Annotated in this window: 11 protein-coding genes, 2 tRNA genes and 1 rRNA gene; 9 read left to right on the top strand and 5 right to left on the bottom strand. The window is 56.9% G+C overall.

Features of this window, described 5'->3' with window-relative positions:
- The first annotated feature begins 5 nt into the window (after positions 1-5).
- The 3 genes from rrf (at position 6) to dkgB (ending at position 1308) form a co-directional block, all read left to right on the top strand.
- Positions 6-121, top strand: a 5S ribosomal RNA gene (gene rrf / locus ACSBQQ_RS14430).
- A gap of 94 nt (positions 122-215) precedes the next feature.
- Positions 216-292 (top strand) — tRNA-Asp (locus tag ACSBQQ_RS14425).
- A gap of 212 nt (positions 293-504) precedes the next feature.
- Entirely contained in the window at positions 505-1308 is an 804-nt protein-coding gene (gene dkgB / locus ACSBQQ_RS14420; protein WP_060429233.1) for a 2,5-didehydrogluconate reductase DkgB, read from the top strand.
- A 43-nt stretch (positions 1309-1351) separates the two neighbouring features.
- On the opposite strand, the gene yafC is transcribed toward dkgB, so the two are convergent.
- Complete coding sequence (gene yafC, locus ACSBQQ_RS14415; RefSeq protein ID WP_033637190.1) at positions 1352-2239, bottom strand: DNA-binding transcriptional regulator YafC; 888 nt, start codon at positions 2237-2239, stop codon at positions 1352-1354.
- Between the two features lie 331 nt (positions 2240-2570).
- Between yafC and ACSBQQ_RS14410 the strand changes: the two genes are divergently transcribed.
- The gene (locus ACSBQQ_RS14410) at positions 2571-3365 is read left to right on the top strand and encodes an endonuclease/exonuclease/phosphatase family protein (protein WP_028127832.1); all 795 of its coding nucleotides are present in this window, start codon (positions 2571-2573) and stop codon (positions 3363-3365) included.
- A gap of 52 nt (positions 3366-3417) precedes the next feature.
- Here ACSBQQ_RS14410 and mltD read toward each other — a convergent pair whose 3' ends face one another.
- Together mltD and gloB are read right to left on the bottom strand one after the other, a co-directional pair.
- A complete protein-coding gene (mltD, locus tag ACSBQQ_RS14405; RefSeq protein WP_033653353.1) occupies positions 3418-4803 on the bottom strand; it encodes a murein transglycosylase D in 1386 nt (461 codons plus the stop codon).
- Between the two features lie 71 nt (positions 4804-4874).
- The gene (gene gloB, locus ACSBQQ_RS14400; protein ID WP_060387313.1) at positions 4875-5630 is read right to left on the bottom strand and encodes a hydroxyacylglutathione hydrolase; all 756 of its coding nucleotides are present in this window, start codon (positions 5628-5630) and stop codon (positions 4875-4877) included.
- Positions 5631-5674: 44 nt separating this feature from the next.
- On the opposite strand from gloB, the gene ACSBQQ_RS14395 reads away from it, so the two are divergent.
- Positions 5675-6394: a class I SAM-dependent methyltransferase gene (locus tag ACSBQQ_RS14395; protein WP_033637192.1), complete on the top strand. Its 720-nt coding sequence runs from the start codon at positions 5675-5677 to the stop codon at positions 6392-6394.
- On the opposite strand, the gene rnhA is transcribed toward ACSBQQ_RS14395, so the two are convergent.
- Positions 6391-6858, bottom strand: coding sequence for a ribonuclease HI (gene rnhA, locus ACSBQQ_RS14390; RefSeq protein WP_033649910.1), 468 nt, complete (start codon positions 6856-6858; stop codon positions 6391-6393). The genes ACSBQQ_RS14395 and rnhA overlap by 4 nt on opposite strands.
- 72 nt (positions 6859-6930) lie before the next feature.
- Between rnhA and dnaQ the strand changes: the two genes are divergently transcribed.
- Together dnaQ and ACSBQQ_RS14380 are read left to right on the top strand one after the other, a co-directional pair.
- The gene (gene dnaQ, locus ACSBQQ_RS14385; RefSeq protein WP_004930195.1) at positions 6931-7674 is read left to right on the top strand and encodes a DNA polymerase III subunit epsilon; all 744 of its coding nucleotides are present in this window, start codon (positions 6931-6933) and stop codon (positions 7672-7674) included.
- 144 nt (positions 7675-7818) lie between these two features.
- A tRNA-Asp gene (locus ACSBQQ_RS14380) sits at positions 7819-7895 on the top strand.
- 105 nt (positions 7896-8000) lie between these two features.
- On the opposite strand, the gene ACSBQQ_RS14375 is transcribed toward ACSBQQ_RS14380, so the two are convergent.
- A complete protein-coding gene (locus ACSBQQ_RS14375; protein ID WP_060429231.1) occupies positions 8001-10241 on the bottom strand; it encodes a TonB-dependent siderophore receptor in 2241 nt (746 codons plus the stop codon).
- A 229-nt stretch (positions 10242-10470) separates the two neighbouring features.
- Here ACSBQQ_RS14375 and ACSBQQ_RS14370 point away from each other — a divergent pair, with 229 nt between their 5' ends.
- Positions 10471-11349, top strand: coding sequence for a siderophore-interacting protein (locus ACSBQQ_RS14370; RefSeq protein WP_041033385.1), 879 nt, complete (start codon positions 10471-10473; stop codon positions 11347-11349).
- Positions 11350-11485: 136 nt separating this feature from the next.
- Positions 11486-12325 carry a MurR/RpiR family transcriptional regulator gene (locus ACSBQQ_RS14365; protein WP_039567065.1) on the top strand — a complete coding sequence of 280 codons (840 nt, stop codon included), beginning with the start codon at positions 11486-11488 and terminating at the stop codon, positions 12323-12325.
- The last annotated feature ends 129 nt before the right edge of the window (positions 12326-12454 follow it).

The following is a 12454-nucleotide window of genomic DNA, read 5'->3' as shown; positions in this document are numbered from 1 at the left end:
ATTTGCCTGGCGGCAATAGCGCGGTGGTCCCACCTGACCCCATGCCGAACTCAGAAGTGAAACGCCGTAGCGCCGATGGTAGTGTGGGGTCTCCCCATGCGAGAGTAGGACACTGCCAGGCATCAAATAAACGTTATCAGCGTGACGACTGGTAATGCGCAAATCGCAGAGCGCGATATTGCCGGCATCGAAAGATGCAACGTAAAAGAATCGGTGGAGCGGTAGTTCAGTTGGTTAGAATACCTGCCTGTCACGCAGGGGGTCGCGGGTTCGAGCCCCGTCCGTTCCGCCACTTAATTGATAAGCCCTGAGTCTCTGACTCAGGGCTTTTTCATATGCAAAATTAATAAAGCCTCGTCGAATTTGTCGCCGTTCCTGCCGCTTTCCTCAATATTGTTGCCTGTTGATCAAAAGTCTTATGCCGAACCTGGCGTTTTTGCTCACTAAAAATATTGCCATACTCTCTCGCATCGCTATTTATCCACTAATGAGAGAGCAAATATTGTGAGCATCCCTGCATTTGGTTTAGGTACTTTTCGCCTTCAGGATCAGGTCGTTATCGACTCTGTGAGCACGGCACTCGAATTGGGCTATCGGGCTATCGATACCGCACAGATCTATGAAAACGAAGCGGCCGTCGGCCAGGCTATCTCCGCTAGCGGTGTGCCGCGTGACGAGTTGTTCATCACAACCAAGATCTGGATCGCGAATCTGGCTAAGGGCGCCTTAATTCCCAGTCTGCGAGATAGCTTGGCCAAGCTGCAGACCCCGTATGTCGATCTGACGCTGATTCACTGGCCATCGCCAAATGATGAGGTGCCTGTCGCAGAGTTTATGGCTGAACTGCTGGAAGCCAAGCGATTGGGGCTGACCCGTCAGATTGGTGTATCTAACTTCACCATCGATCTGATGCAGCAGGCGATTGATGCGGTTGGCGCCGATCAGATTGCGACTAATCAGATCGAACTGTCACCGTTCTTGCAGAATGAAAAAGTGGTGGCGTTCGCACGGCAACATGGTATCGCCATCACCTCTTATATGACGCTGGCGTATGGCAAAGCGTTGCAGGATGAGACGATCAAAAGCATCGCCGCACGTCACAATGCGACGCCGGCACAGGTGGTTCTGGCCTGGGCGTTGAAGCTGGGCTACGCGGTGATCCCTTCTTCGACCAAGCGCGAAAACCTGGAAAGCAACCTGTTAGCGCAGCAACTGACGCTGAGTGACGAAGATATGGCGCAGATTGCGGCGCTTGAAAGCAACGGCCGATTGGTCAGCCCGGAAGGCCTGGCCCCTAACTGGGATTAATCTCTGGACATCATGATGCCAGGCGCCCCAAGAGGGCGCCTTTTTATCGCTTTAGCCGCTCGCTGATAAAATCGATAAAGCTGCGCAGGCGATTACTGACAGCGCTATCGCTGTAGTACACCGCGTTGATCGGCATTTCGAGTGGCAGCGTGTCTCCTACCAGAAGGGGAACCAGGTTCCCGCGTTTGACGTCTTCATCACTCATAAAGTCCGACAGGCAGGCGATGCCGTTGCCGTGCAGGCACAGGTGGCGCTGGGTTTCGCCGCTGTTGGTGGTCAGCCCCGGAACGATCTCCAGTTGTCGACCATCGGCACAGGTCAGCGGCCAGCGGTTCAGGTTGGGCAGATCGTTAAAGCCGATGCAGCAATGGTGCTCCAGGTCGGCTACCGTCTTTGGCGCGCCATATTGCGCCAGGTAGGCGGGGGAGGCCAGGATGCGTCGATAGCTGGCCATCAGCTTGCGCGCTTTCAGCGTAGAGTCCGTCAGCTCGCCGACGCGGATTGCGATATCCACTTTTCGTTCGATCAAATTGATGAAGTTTTCCGAAGAGACCAGCGACAGGGACATTTCCGGATAGCGTTCACGAAACTCGGCGACCAGCGGCGTCAACAGATGCAAGACGACCGGCGTTGCGGCATCGACGCGCAGCAGCCCCTGCGGGCGTTGACGGCTTTCCATCAACGCATTTTCCGCTGCGGCCATATCGCTCAACACTTTCTGCACCTGCCGAAAGTAGTTTTCGCCTTCCTGGGTCAGACTGATTTGGCGTGTCGTGCGGTTGAGCAGGGTTACCCCCAGCTTGCTCTCCAGCTTTTTTACCGTCCGACTGACCACGGAGTTGGCCTGCTGCAGGCGCTCGGCCGCTCTGCTGAAGCTGCCGCTTTCCACTACGGTGACGAAGGTGATGAGCTCGTCCGAATTCGCTTTCATTTTTGCTCCAAAGGCAAACTCTGTTCTAAATTTTTAGCGATTTCGTCATTTAAACACGTCGGAGCATCGTCGTCACCCACAGGAATCTGATTGCGCATATTCCTGTTTCCCCGTCTGCATTTTGCTGGCTCTTTCGCATTTTTCACCTCTGCTGCATCACCTTTACACTGCTATACCCTCAAAAGATTGAAATCGCCGCAGGCGGCCCCTATAACTGAAAAGGTTATGCCTGTAAAAGCCATGCCCTCTGTGCGGGGCAGGCGTATAATCAATTCACCGTTGGCGAAGTCTTCATCGCCAGTTTCATGCTAATGGGTTATAGGCGAATCGCGTGCCGAAACGAACTTATGCAATGAGGTATGTTGCAGGCCAGCCAGTTGAGCGAATCTTTCCTGGCGCCGTTAATCAGCCGTTGCCGCCAGGGGCGGCGCTGCCGACGACCGGCGCCTTGCGCGTTATGGTGTGGAATATTTTCAAACAGCAGCGAGCCGACTGGCTTTCGGTGCTGAAAAACCATGGCAAAGATGCGCAGCTGGTGCTGTTGCAAGAAGCGCAAACTACGCCGGAGCTGGTGAGCTACGCTACCGCCAACTATCTGGCGGCCGATCAGGTGCCGGCCTTTGTGTTGCCGCAGCACCCTTCCGGCGTGATGACGCTGGCGGCCGCTCATCCGGTTTACTGCTGCCCGCTGCGCGAGCGAGAGCCGCTGCTGCGGCTGTCCAAGTCGGCCCTGATCACCGTTTATCCGCTGTATAACGGCGAGCTGTTGATGGTGGTGAACATCCATGCGGTGAACTTTAGTCTGGGAGTCGACGTCTACAGCAAGCAGCTGGGGCCGATCGGCGAGCAGATCGCCAGCCACCGGGGGCCGGTGATCATGGCCGGGGACTTCAACGCCTGGAGCCGCAAACGTATCAATGCCTTGTATGACTTTGCCGGTGAGATGGCGCTGCGCGAAGTGAGCTTCGCCGACGATCACCGCCGTAAGGCTTTTGGCCGCCCGCTGGACTTTGTGTTTTATCGCAATCTTGGGGTCGTAGAGGCGTCGGTACTGGTGACCAGCGCGTCGGATCACAATCCGCTGTTGGTGGAGTTCCACCCGGAAAAAGATTCTCCCGTCTGGTGAATCGCAGGCAATAAAAAAGCACCCCGAAGGGTGCTTTTTTTGTGCCGGAAACTTAGGTGTCCGGCGTCAGCTTGTTGCCGACAAACAGGGTTAACTTCAGACCGGGTTGAAGGCTGTTGCCTTTACCGAGCGTTGAATTCCAACGCATCACGTCGTTAATATCGACGCCGTGACGACGTGCGATACTGGCAAGCGAATCACCTTTACGAACCTGATAGGTAATACTGCTGTTACCGCCAGTATTGCTGGCCACTTGCAGGGTTTGCCCAACTTTTATGGCGCTCTTGGCGCGTAAGTTGTTCCAACTCTGCAAATCGCTGGTCTTAACGTTCAGCCGCTTGGCAATGCCCGATAAGGTGTCGCCGGAGCGTACTTTATACGAACTGCCACCGGTCAAACCGCTGTTCTTCGCCAACTGCGTCGTTGGCTGAGTCACGGCGATCTGGCCATCGGCCAGCGAGTCTTTCAGTTGCTCGGCATGCCCTTTGGGAACCATGATGTAATGGGGCCCGTTGGGTGCCGTAACGCCTTTTTTGTAGCCTGGGTTATACGCTTTCATCTTGGTGACTGAAAGCCCCGCCATCTCAGCCGCCTGAGTCAGCTGGATCTGCTGCCCGACATCGATACGCGCCAGCGCACGGGTTTCATCCGTTTTCGGGAGTTTCACACCGTACTTCTTGCTGTTCTTGATGATGTCGCTCAGCGCCAGCATTTTCGGGACATAGATTGACGTTTCACGCGGAAGCGACAATGCCCAGAAATTGGTTGGCTTACCCTGGCGTTTGTTTGCCTTCACCGCTTGCATCACGCGGCCTTCACCACTGTTATAGGCGGCTACGGTCAGTAACCAGTCGCCGTTAAACATGCGGTTCAAGCGCTGCATCATGTTAAGCGCAGCGGTTGTCGAGGCGACGACATCGCGTCGACCGTCATACCACTGATTGTTTTTCAAACCATAATTGCGACCCGTTTGCGGCACGATTTGCCATAGCCCTGCGGCGTTGGCACTTGACGTGGCGTGGGGGTCAAAAGCGCTCTCCACTATGGGTAGCAGTACCAGTTCCATCGGCATATTACGTTTCTTAATCTGCCCGACTATCCAGTACATGTACGGCTCTGCCCGTAATGTTACATCGTGGAGATAGCTCTTACTTTTTAAGTACTTTCTTTTCTGATCACGGATCCGGGAATTTTCCGGAACCTCCATCTTCAGCTCGTCGCTAATGAAGTTCCACAGGTCCTGTTGCGCGGCGGGACTGTTGTTATCCAACCACCGCGCCGAGCTCGCTCGGCCATTTGCTGTGTACTCTCCTGCTTCACCATCTTGACCAGCCGAAGACAAACTCTGTGCATGCTGTTCTGGCGCCGGTGCGTCCTGCCTGGACGACTGGCAACCCACTAGCAAGACTGAGGCGAGAAATATCGCTTTAGCCTTCATGTGTGTGTCAATGTAGTTGCTTAAAAGACGAGCAATAATACTTTGCTTCGCTAAATAACACAACTAAAAGCTTAGAAGTTATCTTTCCGCAGGCGTAATTCGGAAAAAACTGAATGAAGGCTTTCCGGTGGTGAATTAAAGCCTAATTTCTTTTGTAAATCAGCGTCATGGCAACGTAAAAACAGGTTAATTTTGCGCTCTAATTGCAATGTGGTTGGCACGCTGGCTTGGCCTTTTGCCCTTAACGCTTCAACATGTTGTTGATATGTTTCAATCTCTCGATCTTCCGGCAAAATAGCCCGCGCAAACTTAAGATTTGAAAGAGTATATTCATGCGCGCAGCAAATTAAGGTGTTATCGGGAAGTTGCGCGAGTTGTTGAAATGAGTCGTACATTTGTTTGGCGCTGCCTTCAAACAGCCTGCCGCAGCCGGCGGAGAAAATTGTGTCGCCGCAGAACAGATAAGGGGCACTATAGAATGCCACATGGCCCAACGTATGGCCGGGGACGGCGATAGTCTTGTATTGGCAGCCATCGATGGCAAAGGTGTCGCCGTCGCGTACGATGTGGTTGGCGCCTTTGTCCGCGGTTTCTTGCGGCCCATAGACAGCCAGGCCGGGATATTGCGCCACGATCTGCGCTACACCGCCGACGTGATCGTGATGATGGTGGGTCAGCAGGATCGCCGCCGGCGTCAGCTGCAGGCGCTGCAGCGCTTCGAGCACCGGCTGCGCCTCACCCGGATCGACGATAATGCAGCGCCCCTGCCGGTCATCCAATAACCAAATGTAATTGTCCTGGAAGGCGGGAATGCTGATAAGATTCATGGTGTACCTCTCGTTGGCAACGGCTTGAAAGAAGATAATAAATCATGAAACCAGCCCATACTCTACAAAAGCTCACCGGCCCGCAGTCCTGGGCGGAGCTGCCGTGGGGGGAATATTATCGTGAAGCCCTCGAGCGGCAGTTGCAACCCTGGTGGCCAAAGCTGTTTGGTTTCCATCTGCTGAAGATGGGCATGCTCAGCGCCGAGCTGGCCACGGATAAATGCGCGATTTCCCATCAGGTCAACGTAGGGTTGGAGGGGGAAGGGCTGCAGGTGATCGCCGATGCTTATCAACTGCCGTTTGCCGCCAAGTCGGTGGATGCCTGCCTGTTGGCGCATACGCTGTCCTATGCGGACGATCCGCACCGCATGCTGCGTGAAGTAGACAGGGTGTTGATCGACGATGGCTGGTTGGTTATCAGCAGCTTCAATCCGTTCAGCCTGCTGGGATTGGGCAAACTGGTGCCCGGATTGCGTCGCCGCCAGCCCTATGTCAGCCGCATGTTTACCCAGATGCGGCTGCTGGATTGGCTCAGCCTGCTGAATTATGAGGTGTTGTACCAGGCGCGTTTTCACGTGCTGCCATGGCACCGCAAGGGCGGCAAGTTTTTATGCACTCATTTGCCGGCGCTGGGCTGCATGAGCGTGATTGTGGCGCGCAAACGCACCTTGCCGCTGACGCCCACGCCGATGAAACTGGGGGCGAGAAAACCTTCTCTCAGCCGCGCGGTGGGCGCGACCAAGAGCTATCGCAAACTGCCTTAGGCTTCCGGTTGGTAACCGACGTCTTCCTGCGTCGGCTTACCGGCCGCTTCGCGCGCCAGCACGTCACAACGTTCGTTCTCCGGGTGGCCGGCGTGGCCCTTGACCCATTCCCATTTCACCTCGTGGCGCTGAATGGCCAGATCCAACCGCTGCCACAGATCGACATTCTTGACCGGCTTTTTGTCGGCGGTTTTCCAGCCGCGCTTCTTCCAGTTATGGATCCAGCTGGTGATGCCCTGGCGCACATACTGGCTGTCGGTGCTGAGCGTCACGGCGCAGGGCACGGTCAGCGCTTCCAGCGCCACGATCGCCGCCATCATTTCCATGCGGTTATTGGTGGTCAGACGAAAACCCTCGCTGAAGGTTTTTTCCGTCTGCTTATAGCGTAATATCGCGCCGTAGCCACCGGGGCCGGGGTTGCCAAGGCAGGAGCCGTCGGTGAAAATTTCTACCTGTTTGAGCATCTCTGGTAGACTCTTCCTATCAGTTTTATAAAAGCCAAGTCTGACATAAACGAGCGCTGTGAGCACTGCAATATGATCTCTACAACCACCAGACAGATTGTCCTCGATACCGAAACCACCGGTATGAACAAGCTTGGGGTGCACTACGAAGGGCACCGCATCATCGAAATCGGTGCGGTGGAGGTGATTAACCGCCGCCTGACCGGGCGCAATTTCCACGTTTACATCAAGCCGGACAGGCTGGTGGATCCGGAAGCCTACGGCGTACACGGCATCAGCGACGACTTCCTGGCCGACAAGCCGACCTTCGATCAGGTTGCCGAGGAATTCCTCGACTTTATCCGCGGCGGCGAACTGGTGATCCATAACGCGGCGTTCGATATCGGCTTTATGGATCACGAATTCCGCATGCTGCAGCAGGGCATCCCGAAGACAGAGACCTTCTGCACCATCACCGACAGCCTGCTGATGGCGCGCCGCCTGTTCCCGGGCAAGCGCAACAACCTCGATGCCTTGTGCAGCCGTTATGAGATAGACAACAGCAAGCGTACGCTGCACGGCGCATTGCTCGATGCCGAGATCCTGGCGGAAGTCTATCTGGCGATGACCGGCGGTCAGACCTCGATAGCCTTCCAGATGGAGGGGGATACCCAGCAAAACGACGCCGCGCAAGAGATACAGCGCATTGTCCGCCCGGCGACCGCGATGAAAGTGGTCTACGCCAGCGACGAAGAAGTGAAGGCGCACGAGGCGCGTCTGGATCTGGTGGCGAAGAAGGGCGGCAGCTGCCTGTGGCGCGGAGCGCCGGCCGAATAACGGCGTTTTTGCGTGAAAAAACCTCAGCGGATGAACCTTCGTTGAAAAACTGTGCAAACGGTTCATTTGGTGAGAAAAAGGCGTTGACGGAACCGAAAGGCGTCCGTAATATGCGCCTCGTTCCCCCGCAAGAGGGAATGGCGCGGAGCGGTAGTTCAGTTGGTTAGAATACCTGCCTGTCACGCAGGGGGTCGCGGGTTCGAGCCCCGTCCGTTCCGCCACTATTCAGAAGCCCTGAGTTAGCGATAACTCAGGGCTTCGTCGTTTCTGCTCTCTGAAAAACGGTGCGGCTCAATGAACGGGGCCGGCAGACCGGCCCCTTATCCTCAGAATAACACCGAGTAGTTCAAGCCGAAGGTACGTCCACGGCCTTTATAGCTGTACAGCTCAGGCGAACCGTAGGTTGGGCTGTACAGTATCGGCGCGCGTTGGCCCCAAACGGTGGTGTACTCCTTGTCCAGCAGGTTTTCCACGCTGAAGCTGATTTTCCCCACCGGCAGGGCATAGCTGCCGAGGAAATCGAGGGTGTTGTAGCCATCGATCTTGCGGCCCTGAGTGGAATTGGCCTTGGTGTAATCACCGTCGTCCGACACGTCGAAGGTCTGCTGCGATTGTAAGCGCAGATTCCAGTCGCCCGGCGCCCAGCCGACATAGGCGGTGACTTTCGATGGGCTGGCGGTATCCACCACCAGCTTCTTCCATTCGCCGTTGACCTTGGTTTCGGAACGGATAACGTTGAAGTTGGTGCCGGCGCTCCAGTCGCTGTCTTCAAAGAAATAATCCACCGCGCCTTCTACCCCGTAGATGCGGCGCTTATCCGCATTGACGTTGATGGTCATGTCGGTTTTGTTGATGGCGATGCTCTTGTCGGACAGCGAGTAGTAGGCGGCGATTTGCGTGCGCAGGTTATCGCCGGTATAGCGCCAGCCCAGCTCGTAAGCATTGACCTTGATGCCTTCCAGCCTGGAATCGCCGACGTTAACGCTTTTCAGCAGCTGGTAGTGGCCGCCGTTCAGCGCGTAGGTGCCGTTGCCGTAATACTTGCCCGGATCCGGGATCTCGAAGCCCTGAGAGAAGTTGAACCAGGTTTGCTGGCGCTCGGTCAGGTGAGCCAACAGGCCGGCGTTGAACAGCGCATTGTTGTAGTCGGTTTTCCCTCCCGGAATGGCGTCGGCGGAGGCGGCGGCACCGGTAGCGATCGCCTGCTGCTGGTTATAGCCGACGAAGTCGTCGATCTTGTTTTCGGTGTACTGGTAACGCACGCCGCCGCTCAGGGTGAAGATCGGGTTGATGTCGTAACTGGCCTGCAGGAACGACGCCAGATTGCTGGTGGTATAGCTCGGGTAGCGGCCGGTGCTGTAGGCGTTCTCCAGCGTCATGCCGCCGGACTGTTGCGCCTTCGCCAGGTTAAAGAACTGTTGGTTGGCGTTGAAGCTCTCATGCTCGGCGTCGATGCCGTAAGTCAGCGTCAGCGCGTCGACAGGTTTGCTGTTTAACGTCAGTTTGCCGCCGTAGAAGTCGGTTTTTTGCTGCGAGGCGCCAATGCTGCTGACGTAATAGTTCGGCGCTTTGCCCGCCAGCGTCGGGAACGGGTAGAAGGTCAGGGTTTCGTCGCGGTAGTAGACCTGCGCCACCAAATCCTGGCCGAGGAAATCGGTGTTGGAATATTGCAGGTTGATCAGATGGCGTTCGGTGCCGGGGATGCGGTCGGAATCTAAGCTACCGCTGTTGTAGGCCTTGGCGTTGCCGGTCACCGCCGCGAAGTTTTCTCCCAGGAACAGGCCGTGGTCGCCGTCGGACTGGCTTTTGTAGTATTGGGTGGTCAGCTGCAACTGTTGATGATCGTCGATGTTGAGGGTGCCGGTGCCCATCACGTCGAGGCGATCGGAATACTGCAGGCCGGTTTGGGTGTTGTCGATCAGCACCTCGTTGCCTTTGCCGTCATACCAGCCGCCGTAGCGCTGGTAAGAAACGGACAGGCGCCCCGAGGCGTTGTCGTTGCCGCCGCTGACCGCCGCCGCCACGTTCTCGTCGTGATCGTTATGGCCGCCAAAGCCGGTTTTACCGCCGATCTGCAACTCGACCTGCTGTTCCGGTTGCCCCTTTTTGGTGACGATGTTGATCAGGCCGCCGGTGCTGCCGCCGCCGTACAGCGAAGTCGCGCCGGAAATCACCTCAATATGATCGATATTGAACGGATCGATAGAATCCAATTGGCGGCTGTCGCTGCGCGATGAGTTCAGGCGTACGCCGTCGATCATCACCATCATCGAACGGCCGCGCATATTCATGCCATAGTTGGTGCGGCCCTGGCCGCTGACGTCCATGCCGGGGATCAGCTGCGCCAACATGTCCTTGATCTCTTTGCCGCCCTGGACCTGCTGTTCGATCTCCTGGCTTTCGATGACCCAAGTGGTCTGCGCCATTTCCGCCACGCTGCGGTGCGAACGGCTGGCGGAGACCACCAACTGCTCTTCGTTGCCGGTTTTCTGATCTTCTGCCCAAGCCGCCGGCGCAAGCATTGCCAGCAGACAAGGGTTCAATACCCAAAGGTGTTTGCGTTTCATCGTTATTTCCCAGGTGATTTTGTTATTACTCTATTTTTGAGAATGCTTCTTTTATCAATAACGTTTCTTGTTATCAATAAAATCATGATATGATTTTTTGTGATACATTAACGTAATTAATTAGTTTTATTAACATTTTACCCACTGCGCGATCGAGCACCCCACGCCGTCAACACGGCAGCCGATCGGTCATATGCGCAAGCGACAGCGTTGCCGGAGAATCGAGAACATGTCCGCCAGCTACAGAATTTTTGATATCACCCTGAAAAGCAAAACGCTGATTTCACCTTCGCTGGTGCGCTGCGTGTTTGAAGGTGCGGATATTCATCGGATGAAGCTTGAAGCGCCGGATCAGCGCATCAAACTGTTGTTCCCGGCGGCGGACGGCCAGAGCCCGCAGTTGGCCAACGGCCCGGATTGGTACGGCGATTACATGGCGATCCCCAAAGAACAACGGCCGGTGATGCGCACCTATACGCTGCGTGCGCTGCGCCGTGAGCAGAATCAGATGGACGTCGAATTCGTGCTGCATGGTGTGAACGGCCCGGCTTCCGCTTGGGCGACCCACGCCGAGCCGGGTGACGCCATTCAGACGGTCGCGCCCAACGGCGAGTTCGGCGGCGACAGCGGCGGCTACGAATGGGCGCCGCCGGCGCAGTTGCAGCAGGCGCTATTGATCGCCGATGAGACGGCGGTGCCGGCGGCGATGGGCATTCTGGAGCAGTTGGCGCAGCAGGCCAATCCGCCGCGGGTGCAGGCGTTCTTCGAAGTGCCGGTGGCGGGGGATTGCCTGGATTTGGCCCGTTTCCCGTTCGCCGAGGTTTACTGGCTGCCGCGCGACGTGGGCCGCCAGTTGGCGCACGGTACGCTGCTGGTGGAGGCGGTGCGCCAGCGGGTCGATATCCCCGCGTCGGCGTGTGCGCAGGCGCAGTCCCTGGCGGAAAGCAGCCTGAGCGATGAGGTGCTGTGGGAGCGGGCGGCCGGCGGTAACGCTTTTTATGCCTGGGTGGCGGCCGAGTCTTCCACGGTGAAAACGCTGCGGCGTTATCTGATCGGCGAACGCGATCTGGATCGCGCTACCGTCAACTTCATGGCCTATTGGTGCTGAACGCGCGGCCCTTTTTCGGCATTAACGCTGGAGCAGGGCATGCCGCTGCTATTCCCCCTCAACGAATAATCGCTTGCCAGCGGGTAGTTCGACCGTGTTATGTTCCGCTGAAACGAAGGTTACAGCGAGAACGATAATGCAACGGTTCGACGAACGCCTGCGCCGCGACTACCCACAGCTGACGCCGCAGGAGCAGCGGGTGGCCGACTTCATCTTCGATCACTATGACGATTTGATCGGTTACAACAGCGCCGAGCTGGCGCGTCTGAGCGGCGTTTCCAAAGCCACGGTCAGCCGCTTGTTCAAACGGCTGGGCTACCCCAACTACCGCGCCATGCGCGATGAGCTGCGCACCCTGCGCCAAAGCGGCATGCCGCTGGCCGACAGCCGCGATGCGGTGCAGGGCGATACGCTATTGGCGCGGCACTGTAAGCAGGAAATGGCCAACCTCACCCGCTGGGTAAAGCAGATCGATGCGGTACAGTTCAGCGCGGCGATCGCCGCACTGGCGCAGGCGCGAAGCGTGATGCTGCTGGGGCTGCGCAACAGCTATCCGGTGGCGATGCACCTGCGCCAGCAGCTGATGCAGGTGCGGGAGCAGGTGCTGCTGGCGCCGCAGCCGGGGCAAACGCTGGCGGAAGATCTGGCGGGGCTGACGCCGCAGGACATGGCGGTGGTGGTGGCGTTCCGTCGCCGGCCGCGCCAGATAAAGGCGCTGCTGGCGCTGTTGCAAAGCCGCGGGGTGCCGACGCTGCTGATCTGCGAACCGCAGGCGCAGGCGTTGTTCCCACTGGCCAACTGGCACTTGACCGTGCCGCTCGACAGCGTGTCGGCGTTCGACAGCTATGCCGCCGCCATGAGCCTGGCCAGCCTGCTCAGCAATGCGTTGCTGCATGAGCAGCTGGCGCAGGGGCGGCAGCGCATTCATCACGTCGCCGAACTGTTCCAGGCGCTGGACGAACTGGAGCTGCGTTAAGTGCGGCAGGTCATTTCCCTTCCTGCACCTTCCGCCGTTTAAGGCGGATCGGTCACCTCATTGTGTTACTTTGGTTTCATTAATTGATTATAAGAATCTTTTGTTTCAACTGAATCCCTATCGGGAGTA

Origin of the sequence: Serratia sp. G204Y, from assembly GCF_051172435.1 — a bacterium.
GTDB lineage: Bacteria > Pseudomonadota > Gammaproteobacteria > Enterobacterales > Enterobacteriaceae > Serratia > Serratia sarumanii.
Note: the sequence above shows the minus strand (reverse complement) of the source record. Positions and strands in the feature narration are given on the sequence as shown.

Bases quoted from the DNA above. Each gene is read 5' to 3' on its own strand.
- ACSBQQ_RS14395 (WP_033637192.1), top strand. From the start codon at position 5,675: ATGAAACCAGCCCATACTCTACAAAAGCTCACCGGCCCGCAGTCCTGG.
- dnaQ (WP_004930195.1), top strand. From the start codon at position 6,931: ATGATCTCTACAACCACCAGACAGATTGTCCTCGATACCGAAACCACC.
- mltD (WP_033653353.1), bottom strand. From the start codon at position 4,803: ATGAAGGCTAAAGCGATATTTCTCGCCTCAGTCTTGCTAGTGGGTTGC.
- ACSBQQ_RS14370 (WP_041033385.1), top strand. From the start codon at position 10,471: ATGTCCGCCAGCTACAGAATTTTTGATATCACCCTGAAAAGCAAAACG.
- rnhA (WP_033649910.1), bottom strand. From the start codon at position 6,858: ATGCTCAAACAGGTAGAAATTTTCACCGACGGCTCCTGCCTTGGCAAC.
- yafC (WP_033637190.1), bottom strand. From the start codon at position 2,239: ATGAAAGCGAATTCGGACGAGCTCATCACCTTCGTCACCGTAGTGGAA.
- ACSBQQ_RS14365 (WP_039567065.1), top strand. From the start codon at position 11,486: ATGCAACGGTTCGACGAACGCCTGCGCCGCGACTACCCACAGCTGACG.
- ACSBQQ_RS14375 (WP_060429231.1), bottom strand. From the start codon at position 10,241: ATGAAACGCAAACACCTTTGGGTATTGAACCCTTGTCTGCTGGCAATG.
- gloB (WP_060387313.1), bottom strand. From the start codon at position 5,630: ATGAATCTTATCAGCATTCCCGCCTTCCAGGACAATTACATTTGGTTA.